At 44.4% G+C, this 15,193-nt stretch carries 12 protein-coding genes; 6 read left to right on the forward strand and 6 right to left on the reverse strand.

The genetic code is table 11. The features are described from left to right. The first annotated feature begins 187 nt into the window (after positions 1-187). The 6 genes from rsmA (at position 188) to AB5123_RS00860 (ending at position 9,690) form a co-directional block, all read left to right on the forward strand. Positions 188-1,048, forward strand: coding sequence for a 16S rRNA (adenine(1518)-N(6)/adenine(1519)-N(6))-dimethyltransferase RsmA (gene rsmA, locus AB5123_RS00835; RefSeq protein ID WP_118161714.1), 861 nt, complete (start codon positions 188-190; stop codon positions 1,046-1,048). A gap of 270 nt (positions 1,049-1,318) precedes the next feature. Beyond that, positions 1,319-3,595, forward strand: a complete 2,277-nt coding sequence (locus AB5123_RS00840) for a SpoIIE family protein phosphatase (RefSeq protein ID WP_288162418.1) — start codon at positions 1,319-1,321, stop codon at positions 3,593-3,595. Positions 3,596-3,837: 242 nt separating this feature from the next. Then, a complete protein-coding gene (gene glgB / locus AB5123_RS00845) occupies positions 3,838-5,859 on the forward strand; it encodes a 1,4-alpha-glucan branching protein GlgB (RefSeq protein ID WP_337777512.1) in 2,022 nt (673 codons plus the stop codon). A gap of 35 nt (positions 5,860-5,894) precedes the next feature. Further along, positions 5,895-7,097 (forward strand): glucose-1-phosphate adenylyltransferase, encoded by a 1,203-nt coding sequence (locus tag AB5123_RS00850; RefSeq protein WP_022287953.1) that lies wholly within the window; start codon positions 5,895-5,897, stop codon positions 7,095-7,097. 17 nt (positions 7,098-7,114) lie between these two features. Then, positions 7,115-8,242 carry a glucose-1-phosphate adenylyltransferase subunit GlgD gene (gene glgD, locus AB5123_RS00855; RefSeq protein WP_046440830.1) on the forward strand — a complete coding sequence of 376 codons (1,128 nt, stop codon included), beginning with the start codon at positions 7,115-7,117 and terminating at the stop codon, positions 8,240-8,242. A 35-nt stretch (positions 8,243-8,277) separates the two neighbouring features. Beyond that, positions 8,278-9,690: a glycogen synthase gene (locus AB5123_RS00860; protein ID WP_022287951.1), complete on the forward strand. Its 1,413-nt coding sequence runs from the start codon at positions 8,278-8,280 to the stop codon at positions 9,688-9,690. 160 nt (positions 9,691-9,850) lie between these two features. On the opposite strand, the gene AB5123_RS00865 is transcribed toward AB5123_RS00860, so the two are convergent. From AB5123_RS00865 to AB5123_RS00890, 6 genes are all read right to left on the reverse strand, one after another. After that, positions 9,851-10,381, reverse strand: coding sequence for an HDIG domain-containing metalloprotein (locus AB5123_RS00865; RefSeq protein WP_022287950.1), 531 nt, complete (start codon positions 10,379-10,381; stop codon positions 9,851-9,853). A gap of 232 nt (positions 10,382-10,613) precedes the next feature. Then, positions 10,614-11,510 carry a radical SAM protein gene (locus AB5123_RS00870; RefSeq protein ID WP_278634406.1) on the reverse strand — a complete coding sequence of 299 codons (897 nt, stop codon included), beginning with the start codon at positions 11,508-11,510 and terminating at the stop codon, positions 10,614-10,616. Then, positions 11,507-12,601: a hypothetical protein gene (locus AB5123_RS00875; protein WP_368364450.1), complete on the reverse strand. Its 1,095-nt coding sequence runs from the start codon at positions 12,599-12,601 to the stop codon at positions 11,507-11,509. Before AB5123_RS00875 ends, AB5123_RS00870 begins: the two co-directional genes overlap by 4 nt. 13 nt (positions 12,602-12,614) lie before the next feature. Then, the gene (gene ispE, locus AB5123_RS00880) at positions 12,615-13,496 is read right to left on the reverse strand and encodes a 4-(cytidine 5'-diphospho)-2-C-methyl-D-erythritol kinase (RefSeq protein ID WP_195248919.1); all 882 of its coding nucleotides are present in this window, start codon (positions 13,494-13,496) and stop codon (positions 12,615-12,617) included. After that, positions 13,480-14,664 carry an aminotransferase class I/II-fold pyridoxal phosphate-dependent enzyme gene (locus AB5123_RS00885; RefSeq protein ID WP_278643061.1) on the reverse strand — a complete coding sequence of 395 codons (1,185 nt, stop codon included), beginning with the start codon at positions 14,662-14,664 and terminating at the stop codon, positions 13,480-13,482. The genes ispE and AB5123_RS00885 overlap by 17 nt, the downstream gene beginning before the upstream one ends. Then, complete coding sequence (locus tag AB5123_RS00890; protein WP_302833243.1) at positions 14,661-15,140, reverse strand: Lrp/AsnC family transcriptional regulator; 480 nt, start codon at positions 15,138-15,140, stop codon at positions 14,661-14,663. The genes AB5123_RS00885 and AB5123_RS00890 overlap by 4 nt, the downstream gene beginning before the upstream one ends. Between the last annotated feature and the right edge of the window lie 53 nt (positions 15,141-15,193).

Raw genomic sequence — 15,193 nt, forward strand, 5'->3', positions numbered from 1 at the left:
ACTTTATTTTATCAGATTTTTGCCTATCTCTCTTTTCTTTTTTCTTAATTTTGTCCAATATCTATTGTAGCACTACACATAGGAATATTATTCTTTTCCAAATCAGTTGACAATCTTTTGTTAATATGATATAATTATTTTGTTAATTTTTTGTCGATTTATCAGTTAATCTGAGGTGTATTAATAAATGGATAATCTTTCTAATATAAGTGTGATAAAAGATGTTCTCGCAAGACATAATTTCACTTTCTCCAAGGCTCTCGGTCAGAATTTCTTAGTGAATCCTTCCGTTTGCCCCAAGATAGCCGAAATGGGCAATGCAAAAAAAGGCTTCGGCATAATCGAGATAGGCACAGGCATAGGCGTTCTCACAAACGAGCTTGCCAAACGTGCCGACAAGGTGGTGGCTATCGAAATTGACGACAGGCTTATGCCGGTCCTTGCAGAAACTCTTGCAGAATATGACAATGTGAAGATAATAAACGCCGACGTCATGGAAACTGACCTCCATAAGCTTATTGCCGAGGAATTTCAGGGCATGGACGTTGCCGTTTGTGCAAATCTGCCTTACTATATAACCTCGCCTATATTAATGATGCTCCTTGAAGAACGTCTGCCCATAAAGTCTGTTACTGTCATGGTGCAGAAAGAAGCAGGCACACGTCTTTGTGCCCCTATGGGTACAAGAGATATGGGAGCAGTCACAGTGGCAATAAATTATTTTTCTGTACCGAAACTGCTTTTCAACGTATCACGAGGAAGCTTCATGCCCTCGCCTAACGTTGACAGCTGCGTGGTGCGATTCGATATCCGTGATAAGACCCCCGAGGGCGTGACGGACGAAAAGTTCTTTTTTAAAGTCGCTAGGGGAGCATTTTCACAGCGAAGAAAGACCCTCTCAAATTCCGTATCATCATCAATGGGCATAGATAAATCTATAGTAAATCAGGCGATAGAGCAAAGCGACCTGCCTGCCTCCGTCCGTCCTGAAGCTCTTTCCATGGAACAATTCATAACCTTTTCCGAAGCCCTTAGAAAGCTTGTCTAATTATACATATTTTTGTACAATTAGACTTCGTTACTTGTAGGGGAGCGGCTCAGTTTCTGCAAGCAGAAATGCGACGTCCCGTTTCGTTCGCCAGTTGCTCGGCAACTATCCCGAATTTCAACAGCAGATTTTCATGACGTTGAAAGTTATGAGATCTGTCCGTAAATTTGGTCAGTATTTCAATTTCAAGCCCATATTGCGACACCTTTCGCTTGATAGTCCTGCTAAAATGTAATTATTACATTTTGGAAACATAGGACGTGATAAGCAATGGAAAAAATACGGCATACAGCAAAATTTCATACCTCAGGCAAAACGAATGTACTTATGGCTGTTTTATCGGCGGCAGCAGCGTTTGCGGCAAGCTTCGGAAAAATCTTAGGCTTCCCCTCGTCAATGAACGTGGCGGTGGCGGTGCTTTCGGGAACTAATGTGATACCTGCTTTTTTAGGCTCTGCACTTGCATATTTTGTAAGCGGAACATTCTCAGAGGGTATCGTTCAGCTTTGTGCGATACTTGTTATAGGTGCGGTAAGGCTTGTGATGCCCTCTGCTGACCATAAGGACGACCCTGTTTTTGTGTCGCTCCTCACAACAGGAGCAATGCTTCTTTTCAGCTGTGTAATGTCGGTGGCAATGCCGTCGGATACATATACGGCTTCACTGCGAATGATAAGCTCGCTCATGTGTGGCTGTGTTGTTTTTATTGCATTGACCGTAAAACGTCAAAGAAACCGAAGCGGTGTTTTTGACCTCACAGGAATAAACGGAGTTTTCACAGCTATACTTTATATTATGTTTATCTCGACCATTACTGCCGCACCGCTCCATGTGGTGAACCTGGGCAGGATAGCAGGCACTTTGTTTATGCTTATGGCAGTGCGAAAGTATAGAAATATAGGCGGTGCAGTTGTTGGTGCATTGACCACCTGCGGTGTACTCCTTTGTACTCCGTCACTTGCGAGAAATACACTTTTGCTTGCCACGTCAGGACTTATCTGCGGAGCTTTCCTGCAATTCGGCTCTCTTGTGATAGTGCTTGTTTTCCTTGCAGTTTCACTTGTTAGCCTTGTGGCAATGGGCGTGAACGGTGATACATTTTCAATGTTTGCTGATTTGCTTATAGGCTCTGTGCTTTTTATCGCCCTGCCTGTTCCTGTGATAAAAAGGGTGGCAAAAAAAGTGGTGGGAGTGAAAAATTCCGTTGACCTTGTAGGACAGACCACTTCTTCAAAGCTAAATATGGCTTCGAGAACTCTGGGCGGTATCAGAGGTCAGCTTACAATGGTCACTGCGGCGATAGATAAACGCTCAAAGGAAGCTACACTGTCAAAGCGTGTACGATCTGTTGTTTGTACCGATTGCGATATGTACTCAGTGTGCAGTAAGCGTTGTGTACAGCTTGATGACAGCTTTTCAAAGCTTGAAAGCATAGTTTGTACATATAATAACCTCAGCCTTGACGACGTTGAAAAGCATTTGGGTGGCTGTGTGAGAAAGTCGCTTCTTTGCAAAAGCTTTAATGAATTGTATACCGACTTTGTGGCAGAACGTGCCGACAGCATGAGAGTTCGTGAAATGCGTGAGTTTTTAAGCGAACAGCTTTCCTCCATGGAGGATATCTTATCCGACCTTTCTTTCAGGGCAGGTCAGGTGAGAAGCGTTGATCCTCAGCTTTCAGCAAGAGTAAGGGAGCATTTCTCTAACCTTGGCTATCCAAATGTGAAAGCCTGCGTTTACATAGACGAAAACCTTTGTCAGCGTGTGGACGTTTTTATAACTGCGCAGTTCAGGGGTGATCTTGTAAGGCTCACAGCAACGCTTTCAGAAATGATAGACTATGACCTTGATATGCCTGTGATAGTCAAGGTGGATAATATAACCAGAATGTCCTTTGCGGAAATACCGAAATTCACAGTTGATATAAAAAGCTTTTCAGCTTCGTCAAGCGGAGAATATTCGGGGGACAGCTTTGAAGTCTTCGATTCAAGCGTCAACGAAAAGTATATCGTCCTTTCAGACGGCATGGGAACAGGAAAAAGAGCAAGACTGGATTCATTGTTTTCCGTAAGTCTTGTTACAAGGCTCATACGATCGGGAATGTCTATGCAGACAGCCCATAGGCTTATAAATTCCATGCTCAGAGTTAAGGGCTGGGAGGAATCTTTTGCGACTCTTGATATAATGCGGCTGGAACTTAATGGCGGAACGGTGCAGTTTCTGAAATCGGGTGCGGCGCAAAGCTTTCTTTTCCGTGACGGCGGTCTTAAAGCTATCGGCGGACAGGCTTTTCCTGCTGGGATACTTGCGGAGTGTACTCCTGATGTGAGCGAGCTTAAGCTCTTTGACGGGGACGTTCTGCTTATGACCTCAGACGGTGTCGAGGACGCTACAGCACGAGAGATACTCCGCTGTAACGGAATGAACGCTCAGGAGATAGTCACGGCGCTTGGCACAAAGGCGCTTGCTCAGCGAACAGGAGGCAGGCGTGACGATATAACTATTATTGCCGCAAAAATTTTCCTTCGTGACGAGAATGAAAAATGAATGTAAATGACTTGGCCGACTTTTGCCTGTGATTTTTACTTTTGTATACTTTGACTTTACTTTTTCTATGTTATCATATAAAATCTATTGTGCAAAATATATAAAAACGTCTGTTGAAATATGTGCGAATACGAGAATAACTACTAAAACTATTGCAAATTTGTTCAAAAAAGATTAAAATATAAATATGAAACACCGAAATTATTCAGCGGTTTTCACAAAAAGACAAGGGAGGCTGAATTATGATAGATATTATTCCAAAGGATTATGAACTGCCGCTCTATCTTTTCCACAATGGCACAAACTGCGAAACATATAAGTTTCTTGGCTGCCATAAGGGAGAGAAAGACGGCTTAGAAGGATATTATTTCAGAGTCTGGGCAGCACACGCTGAGGGCATTTCTGTTGTGGGAGATTTCAATGACTGGGACGAAAATGCCACTCCAATGGAGAAGATAGACGACTCAGAGGTGTGGGAGGCTTTTGTTACAGGGCTTCAGACTTATGATACATATAAATACTGTATACACGGCTGTGACGGCAAGACCCATTATAAGGCTGATCCGTACGGCACACACATGGAGGTCGCTCCGAACACCGGCTCAAAGGTTTTCGATATAGACGATTATCTTTGGAGCGATAAAAAGTGGATGACCGAGAAGAAGTCTAAGGATATCTACAATTGTCCTATGAATATCTATGAGGTACACCTCAATTCATGGAAGGCTTGTCCTGACGGAAAATATTTCTCATATGTTAGATTTGCAGATACTATAATCCCTTATATAAAGGAAATGGGCTATACTCATATTGAGCTTATGCCGTTGGCGGAATATCCTTTTGACGGCTCTTGGGGCTATCAGGGTATCGGCTATTTTGCGCCGACTTCACGTTTCGGCACGCCTTATGACTTCATGAAAATGATAGACCTTTTCCATTTGGCGGGAATAGGCGTTATCCTTGATTGGGTGCCTGCGCATTTTCCTAGAGATGAAGCTGGACTGTTCGAGTTTGACGGAGGTCCGTCATATGAATACTCTGACCCGAAAAAGGCAGATCACCTCACTTGGGGAACGAGAGTTTTCGATTATTCAAAGGGCGAGGTAAAGTCATTTCTTATCTCAAACGCTCTTTACTGGATAGAAAAATATCACGTTGACGGTCTGAGAGTTGACGCTGTTGCGTCTATGCTTTATCTTGACTATGACAGACGTGACGGAGAGTGGACGCCTAACAAGTTCGGTGGCAAGGAAAATCTTGAAGCTGTTCAGTTCTTCAAGGATCTCAATACCGCTGTGTTCGGAAGAAACCCTAATACCCTTATGATAGCCGAAGAGTCAACTTCATGGCCTATGGTAACAAAGCCTGCGAGCGACGGCGGTCTTGGCTTCAACTTCAAGTGGAACATGGGCTGGATGAACGATATGCTCAAATATATGGCTCTTGACCCTATTGACAGAGCTTTTCATCATGATATGCTCACGTTCTCATTCTTCTATGCTTTCTCTGAAAACTTTATTTTGCCTATCTCTCATGACGAGGTGGTGCATGGTAAGGCTTCATTGGTAAATAAAATGTATGGTGGAGATATCGACAATAAGTTCAAGCAGTGCAAGCTGTTCATGGCTTATATGATGGCTCACCCAGGTAAGAAGCTTCTGTTCATGGGTGCTGATTTTGCTCAGTTCAGAGAGTGGGATTACGAGAATGGTCTGGAATGGTTCATGGTGGACGAATATGAGAACCACCGCAATTATCTGAACTACTCCAAGAACCTCAATCATTTCTATCTTGACCACCCTCAGTTCTGGGAGAGAGATTTCTCTTGGGAGGGCTTTAGCTGGATATCAAATGACGATTTCAAGCAGAGTATCATCATCTTCAGACGTTTTGACAAAAACGGCGGAGAGGTCATCGTGGTTTGCAACTTCGTTCCTGTGGAAAGAAAGTCATACTGCTTTGGCGTTCCTTACTGGGGCAGCTATACAGAGGTGTTCAACTCGTCTTCTGTTGACGGATCCCCTTGCACTAACGGCACTGTAAAGGCTGTTGATGAGAAGATGCACGGCTTCGATCAGTCTGTTTGTATCGACATTCCTGCGTTCTCCTGTATGTATTTCACGGTGAAGAAAGAGGAAAGACCTGTGCCTGAGAAAAAGGCAGAGAATAAGAAAAAGACAAAGACGGCGGCTAAGAAAACTGCTGTCAAGAAAGCCGCTAAGGCGAAAACAACTAAGAAGTCCACAGCTAAAAAGGCTGAGTAATATAGACTTAATAAAAATTGGTGGGTGAATTAATTATGTTCAACAAAAAAGAATGTGTTGCAATGCTGCTGGCAGGCGGTCAGGGAAGCAGATTGTATGCCCTGACACAGAGCGTTGCAAAACCGGCAGTACCTTTCGGTGCTAAGTATCGTATCATTGATTTCCCTCTCTCGAACTGTATCAATTCAGGTATCGACACAGTGGGCGTGCTGACACAGTATCAGCCATTGGTACTCAATGAGTACATTGGAAACGGTCAGCCTTGGGATCTTGACAGAATACACGGAGGCGTTCATGTGCTTCCTCCTTATCAGACAGCTTCAGGCGCTGACTGGTATTCGGGTACTGCAAACGCTATTTATCAGAATATCGCTTTTGTAGACAGATATGACCCTGAGTATGTTGTTGTTCTTTCAGGCGACCATATCTACAAAATGGATTACAACAAGATGCTGGAATATCACAAGGCTAAGAACGCTGACGCTACTATCGCTGTTCTGGACGTTCCAAAGGAAGAGGCTTCACGTTTCGGCATCATGATAACCGACGAGGACGACAACATCATCGACTTCGAGGAGAAGCCAAAGAACCCTCGTTCAACTCTTGCTTCAATGGGTATTTACATATTCACTTGGAAGAAGCTGAAAGCTTATCTTATCGCTAATGAGAACGACAAGGAAGCTTCAAAGGACTTCGGCAAGAACATTATCCCTGACATGAGAGAAGCAGGCGAGAAGCTTGTGGCTTATCGTTTTGACGGCTACTGGAAGGACGTTGGAACTATCGACTCTCTTTGGGAAGCAAATATGGACCTTATCAATCCTAACATTCCTATCGATCTTTATGACACAAGCTGGAAGATATACTCAAGAAACCCTGTTATGCCTCCGCAGAGCATAGGCAAGAACGCTCAGGTACAGAACTCTATGGTAACAGAGGGCTGTGTTATCGACGGCTCTGTAGAGTTCTCAATGATCTCTGACGGCGTTACTGTTGAGGAAGGCGCTGAGATACTTGACTCTATCCTTATGCCTGGCGCAGTTGTCAAGAAGGGTGCAAAGGTCGAGTATGCTATCGTTGGCGAGAACACTGTTATCGGTGAGAACGCTCAGATCGGTGCAAGACCTGAAACTATCGAGGACAAGGACTCATGGGGCGTTGCTGTAGTGGGCAATAATCTGACCGTTTCTGACGGCAGTGTTGTTGCACCAAAGGCAATAATTTACGAGAATATCTAAGAAAGGACCGAGTAAACATGGATGTAAATATGGGTAACGTACTGGGTCTTGTTTTCGCTAATATGCACGACACGACTCTTGGCGACATGACAAAGAACAGAACTATGGGTTCTGTAATGTTCGGCGGAAGATACCGCCTTATCGACTTCCCACTGTCTAACATGGTAAACAGCGGCATAAGCGAGGTCGGTGTTATAACAAAATCTAACTATCAGTCACTTCTGGATCACCTCGGCTCTGCAAGAGAGTGGGATCTGGCAAGAAAAAAGGGTGGACTTTACATTCTGCCTCCATTCGGCAACGTTGAAAGCACTCTTTACAGAGGCAGGATCGAGGCTCTTTATGGTGCGATGAGCTTTATCAAGCATTCAAGAGCTAAATATGTTATCCTTTCAGACTGCGACGTTGTAACTAATATTGATTACAAGCCTATCGTTGCGGCTCACATCGAGAGCGGTGCTGATATTACTGCTGTTGCACATACTGGCGTTTACAGCTCTGATGATATAAAGACTTCAACAGTATTCAACGTTGACGCTGACAAGAACGTAACCTCTGTTCTTATCAATCCTGACATCAGCGGCACTTGCACGACTAGCCTTAATGTGTTCGTTATGTCAATGGATTTCCTTATTGAAACCGTTAATGACGCAATGGCTAGAGGAAATGTAAGCTTTGAGAGAAATATTCTTCAGGAGAAGTGCAGAGAGCTTAAGATAAAGATCTACGAGTACGATAACTATTTCAGCAAGCTCAACAGCCCTGAAAGCTACTTTAAGTCAAACATGGCTCTGCTTGAACCTGAGAATGCACGCAAGCTGTTCGTTCCAAAGCGTTCTATCTACACAAAGGTAAGCGACAACGCTCCTGTTAAGTACGATCTGGACAGCAAGGTATCAAATTCTCTTATTGCTGACGGCTGTATCATAGAGGGCGAGGTAGAGAACTCTGTACTGTTCAGAGGCGTTAAGGTAGGCAAGGGTGCAAAGGTCAAGAACTGTATCCTTATGCAGGGTACTGTTGTTGGTGACAATGCTGAGCTTAGCTATCTTATCACAGACAAGAACGTTTCTATCTGTGAAAACCATATCCTTACAAGCTCGCCACAGTATCCTATGTATGTAGGAAAGGGAGCTTCTGTATAAAAAGGTCGCAATGACTTAGGAAAGAGGGTTCGGATATGAACATACTTTATACTGCAAGTGAGGCTTTGCCTTTTATTGCTTCAGGTGGATTGGCTGATGTTGCAGGCTCACTGCCTGCGGCTATCAATGCCGAGGGTCACGATTGCAGAGTCGTGATACCTTATTACAGCTCTATCAGGCAGGAGCTTAAGGACAAGCTGACATATGTTACGAATTTCACTGTGCCGGTGGCATGGAGAAATCAATACTGCGGCGTTTTTACAGGCGTTGTGAACGGAGTGACTTATTATCTTTTGGATAATGAGTATTACTTCCAGAGAAACGGCTTGTATGGCTTTTATGATGATGCTGAGAGATTTATATTCTTCTCAAGGGCAGTTCTCGAGCTGCTGAGATACATCGACTTTAAGCCGAATGTTATAAACGCCAATGACTGGCAGACGGCACTTGTTCCTGTTTATTATGATATTTTCTACCGCTATCAGCAGGGTTATGAGGATATCAAGACGGTATTTACCATACACAATATTCAGTATCAGGGACAATATGGCTTAGAACTTATCAACGATATTATGGGCATTCCGCTTTATCATACGGATCTGCTTTCATATGACGGTGATGTGAACTTTATGAAGGCTGCTATTGAAACGGCTGACAAGGTGACGACAGTTTCGCCAAGCTATGCTTGGGAGATACTTGATCCATGGTATTCACATGGTCTTGACAGAGAGCTTGTGAACAAGCAATACAAGCTTTGCGGAATACTTAATGGTATAGATCAGAAGATCTATGATCCTGCAACTGATCCTGTTATTGCTAAGAATTATAGTTTGAATGACAAGACGGGCAAGGCTGTTTGCAAGCACGCTTTGCTCAGCGAGCTTGGCATGGCACATGGAAAAGAGCCTGTTATCGGTATCGTAACGAGATTTGTTTCACACAAGGGTCTTGACCTTATCAAGTATGTGTTTGAGGACATCATCAGACTTGGCTGCAAGTTTGCTATTCTTGGTTCGGGCGAGAAGATATATGAGGACTTTTTCAGCGAAATGCATTATCGTTATCCTGACAGAGTGGGTCTGACCATTGGTTTTGTGCCTGAGCTGTCCAAGAAGATATACGCTGGTGCGGATATGTTCCTTATGCCGTCGCAGAGCGAGCCTTGCGGTTTGGCTCAGATGATCGCTCTGAGATATGGTACTATACCTATCGTAAGAGAGACAGGCGGTTTGAGAGACAGTATCCATGATGCAGGCGACAAGAATGGAAACGGCTTTACTTTCAAGTCCTACAACGCACATGATATGCTTGACGCTGTTGTTAGAGCCAGGGCATACTATGATGACAAGATGAAGTGGGGCAGGCTTGTGAACACTGCGCTCAAGCAGAATTTCAGTTGGACAAAGTCCGCCAAGGATTACATTGCACTTTACAACGACATTCACTAAACACCAATATCCGTTTATTTTGCCTGATAAACGGGAAAGACCGTCCCTTATCTTAGGGGCGGTCTTTTTGCATTTATATAAGTGTACGATCAATTGTACATTTATTTAGGAATTTGTCAACAAACTGAAAGCGGACAGGTGTGTGCCTGTCCGCTTTGGTTTAATGCTGTTTTGTTCGCATTGCTTTCGCTTTTTCTTTCATTTTCTGACCCAAATAAGAGCCTATTTCCAACATTGCGGTGTATTTGTCGATACACACGATAACGTAAGATTCAGCGTATTTAGGGAATTTCAGGGTCAGCGGCCACATATGCTTGACTATCATATCCTCCTCACGTTTGCCTATCTCAAAATGCTGTTTCGCATTGTTGAGTGCGACCTTTGGGTGGGTCATTCCGTGAGGCATTTCGCCTTTTTTCTTCTCACGATCCCGCCAATCATAAAGAAACAGATCGTGAAGCAGACCTGCTCTTGCTGCGGATCTTGAATTTAGTCCCAATTTTCTGCAAACGAGATAGTTATAGTAGGATACATTGATGCAATGCTGATAGCAAGTCGTACTATAGTGATGACGAAAATTTTTCATTTCGTTTACAACATCGCTGTCAAGCAGGTCCTTTACAAACTCAAAATACTCCTTTGCTTCCTCGGAATTTTCAATGGAATATCTTGAACCGAAAGCCTTTGACATTTGCATGACCTCTTTTCGATAACTTATATGCAGGCGGCAATTTTGCTGCCCTTTTTACGGTTGGTGACTAATGTTTACCCCATAAGTTACCCCATTCAAGTTTGTTTTACCAAACTTACATTAACATTATAAACTTTTTTGTTCAAAATGTCAATAGGGAATGTATAACAATTTTATTACAAAAATATCGGGCTGTCTGTGTTAGCATGGCAGTCCGATAAAAAATTGGATATCAGTAGTATTTTTCGTCATAAAATTTGGGGATAAAATCTTTGGCGGCGGATGTGCGGCTTTGGACAAAACCTTCAAAACCGTATTTGTTCACGGCGTCAATGACGGTGTTATACTCGAAAGTTGATGTCTTACGGCAAAGCTCTTTGTAGTCAAAGGCTTTATACACTGGGGTGAACTGGCTCATAAGACTTATCATTATTTCGTTTTTGGCAAAATTTTTGCCTAGCCACTCCATAAGCTTTATGGAGTCTTTACGGTGGGTAGGGAGGACAAGGTGGCGGACTATTGTGCCGCTCTGCATCATGCCCTTTTCGTCAAAGGTTGGCTTGCCTGAAAGCTCTGCCATTTTATGTATTGAAGCAGCGGCGTTTTCAAAATAGTCTGCGGCTTTGGAATATTTATCCGAAAGTGTAGGATCAAAATATTTAAGGTCGGGTAGAAATATCTGCACATAGCCACGAAGAAGCTCCAGCGTTTGGGGCTTTTCATAACCGCCGCTGTTATAGACCACGGGGATAGTGAGCTTATCTTTACAGAGGTCGAGCGCTTTGATTATTTGCGGAACGAAATGGGTGGGATTGACGAGGTTTATGTTGTTTGCGCCCATTGATTGAAGCCGCAGAAAAGTGTCTGCAAGCTCTTGCTCGGTAAGCTCAAAGCCTTTGCTTTGAGCGGATATTTCGTAGTTTTGGCAGAAACAGCATTTCAGACAGCAGCCTGAGAAAAACACTGTGCCTGAGCCTTCTGTGCCACTGATACAAGGTTCTTCCCACATATGAAGCTCGGCTCGGGCTATCCTTACTTTGGCAGTTTCACCGCAGAAGCCTTTATGCTCGTATCTGTTCACTTTGCACTCTCTTGGGCAGAGGGTACAGCTTTTAAGGATATCGTTCATGCCGCTGTGTCAGCTCCGCCTATTTTGGTGTAGGAGTCAGAGGATAGGTCGCCTGATGAGTCTGTGTTTTCGTCAAGGGGGATATTGAACTGGAATGAATCTGTTATAAAATCGTCATTCTGGAAGCAGGCTGTGAACGTGGTGCGCTTTGAATCGGCTGGGACAAGGAACTTGATCGTATAGGTCATATCGTCTTCGTAGTCGCTTTCACCGGGGAAGAAGTTGTTTGAGAAAAACGAATTATCGTTTTCGTCATAGGCGGTGTTGTAGGCAAAGGTGAATTTTACCTGTCTGTTGCTATCGCTGATATTAACATCAAGGTCGAGGTCTATTTCCCATACTGTGTCACCGCTTATAATACCGCCTGAAAGGGAGTTTCTTTCCTCATCGGTCAGGTCGCTTACTTTGCGTTCGGTGAGGGTATAGCCTTGATACTGAACGCTGTAGGTACCGTCCTCAGCGTCTTGCGCTACATAGAGGTTGGAATGGTCGGTGTAGTCATCTTCGGCTTCACTATAGGTATCGTCATAATCGTAGTCATAGTTATAGTCGTCATATTTGCTTGAAATTATTTTTGATGAGACAAAGCCTATGATAGTTGGGAGGATAGCCATAAGGATTATTATGACCACAACGGCGGTGGCACAGCCTTTGCCGCCATTCTTTTTGTTAGAGTGGTTTATGTTAGTGGCGTTGAAGCTATAGGAGCTGTTGTTTGGGCGGTTATAGCTTGTACGCTGTTGGCTGTAGTTATTGAGGGCGGCAAGCTTTTCGGCTCTTGAATTTGAATAGCTTGGGGGAGGGGTCGGGTTTTTAGGTGGGGTATAGGTGCTTTGGAAATTCTCGTCCCTTGCTTCCTCTTTACGTTCCTCGGAAACGAAATCGTTCTTTTCTTCTTTGAAGGTGTCATTTTCAGACTGACCGAACCAGCCGTCCTGCTCGTTATCGGCACGGAGATCATGAGAGTGCAGGTCATCTGAAAGGCTGTTACAGCTTATATCCTCGTCACGGGCTGTGAAGCACTCAGGACAAATTATCTCATCATCGCTTTTAAAGTGGTATCCGCAAATTCTGCATTTATTTCTGCTCAATTATTTCACCTCATTAATATACAAATTCCCAGCCCTGTTTTACAGGCTGACAAACGCACTTATAGCTCCAGCCTGACAGCTTTTCTGCGGCTGTTTGTGCGGAAGCGATATCGGGGAAAATTCCAAAAACGGCTGAGCCGCTTCCTGTCATAAGGGCGGAGAGAGCTCCGCTGTTTTTAAGCTCCTGCACTGCATGAGTTATCTCCTCACGGTCGGCGGCATATTCCAGCACATTGAAAAGGTTTGAGCATATGCCGAAAAGCTTTCCGCCGCCGATATATCTCAGCAGGACGTCCATATTACAGCGTTTTGGGTTTGAAATGCTGTCATATTTTTTGAAAGCTTCGGGGGTGGAGATACCCACGTCTGGTTTTATTATGACGAAAGCGCAGTCGGGTGAGGGCAGGTTGCTCATTATTTCGCCAACGCCCTGACAGAGCCTTGTGCCGCCTGTAATACAGAAAGGCACGTCTGCACCCAGAGCCACGCCTATGGAGCAGAGCTGTTCATCGGTGAGCCTTGTATCAAACATGAAGTCCAAGGCTCTAAGGGTAGCGGCGGCGTCTGCACTTCCTCCGCCCATGCCGGCTTGTGAGGGGAGGTTTTTCTCCACATTCACTGTTATTTTACAGCCGAAGTCAACATGGGTGAAGTCGGCAAAGGCATGGTAGGCTTTTGTGATGATATTATCCTCGCCCTTTGGAAAGCTGTCAAGTTTGCAGGTAAGCTCTATGCCCTCGCCCTCTGAGAGGGTAAAGTCCAGGAGGTCGAAGCAGGACACTGACTGCATGACAGTATTTAGCATATGGTAGCCGTCATCACGTTTACCAACGATATCCAATGCAAGATTTATTTTTCCGTAGGCTTTTATTTTTAAATTACTGCACGTTACCATTTTTGATATCCTCTAAAAATTCTCCGATACGTTTGATAGCCTCTCTCAGGTGGTTAAGGGAATAGGCGTAGGAGACACGCACATAGCCCTCTCCGCACTCGCCGAAAGCATCTCCCGGCACGACGGCTACCTTTTTGGTGTACACAAGTTTTTCGCAGAAGTCGGTGCTTGTCATGCCTGTGCTTTTGATACAAGGGAAAACATAGAATGCGCCTTGTGGTGCAAAGCATTTAAGACCAAGCTTATTGAAAGAATCCACCACAAAGCGACGGCGGATATTATACTCGTTACGCATGGCATCTATATCCTTCTGACAACTGTGCATGGCGACGATAGCGGCATACTGGCTGACAGTAGGGGAGGACATGATAGCATACTGATGAAGCTTGAGCATTTGGGACACTATCTCTTTTGGTCCGCCAAGGAAGCCAAGCCGCCAGCCTGTCATTGCAAAGCTTTTGGAAAAGCCGTTTATGACGATAGTACGCTCACGCATACCCTCTATTTCTGCGATAGAGCAATGCTTGCCTGAATATGTAAGCTCGGAATATATCTCGTCTGAGGCTATCATGATATTGGTATCTTTAAGCACCTTTGCGACAGCTTCGAGATCTTCACGGCGCATTATCGCACCCGTTGGGTTATTAGGATAAGGCAGGACGAGGAGCTTGGTTTTGTCGGTTATTTTTTCACGAAGCTCGTCTGCTGTGAGTCGGAACTCGTTTTCTTCCTTTGTTTCTATGACCACTGGAACGCCGCCGCACAGGGAGACGATAGGACGATAACAGACAAAGGACGGTTCGACTATAAGGACTTCATCGCCGGGTTGGACAAGGCATCTTATGGTAAGGTCGATAGCTTCAGAGCCGCCAACAGTGACGATTATTTCCTTATTAGGGTCATAGCTTGTGTGGATAGTACGCTGAAAATACTTGGCTATCTCTTCACGGAGAGCGATCAGACCTGCGTTTGCGGTATAGCAGGTCTTGCCTTTTTCAAGGGTAGAGATAGCCTCCTGACGTATTAGCCACGGAGTTTTGAAGTCAGGCTCGCCAACGCCAAGGGAGATAACGCCCTCCAGCTGCTGTGCGATATCGAAAAATTTTCTGATACCTGAGGGCTTCATTTCCTTTATGGCAGGGCAAAGCACTTTATTATAATCTATCATGGGGAGATCAAACCTCTTTCGTCTTTATCATCTGAGCTTATCATGATGCCGTTGTCTTTATAGACCTTTAGCACGAAGTGTGTGGCGGTGGACTGGACAGCGTCGATAGTTGCAAGTCTTTGGGAAACAAACTGTGAGATATCCCTGATGTTTGCACCGTTCACGGCAACGATTATATCATAAGCACCTGACATAAGGCGGACGGATTCCACCTGCTCATAGCTTGCGATCTGGTTTGCTATCTCGTCAAAGCCTGACTGTGACTGTGGGGTGACTTTAAGTTCTATAAGAGCGAAAACTGAATTAGGGTCATAGGCACTTTCGTCAACGATCGCGGAATAGCCCTTTATTACGCCGTCTGCTTCAAGCTTGGCGATATCCGCTGCAACCTGCTCTTCCGACTTATCGAGAAGAACGGCAAGCTCGCTGTTTGTGATACGGGCGTTGTTTTTCAGTAATTTTATAAGCTGATCCATAAATAAGCCTCCTTTAGATTTATAAATATACATTATATATTATAACATATTAT

Source organism: Ruminococcus sp. RTP21204st1_B2_RTP21204_210225 (genome assembly GCF_040914135.1).
Taxonomy (GTDB): domain Bacteria; phylum Bacillota; class Clostridia; order Oscillospirales; family Ruminococcaceae; genus Hominimerdicola; species Hominimerdicola aceti.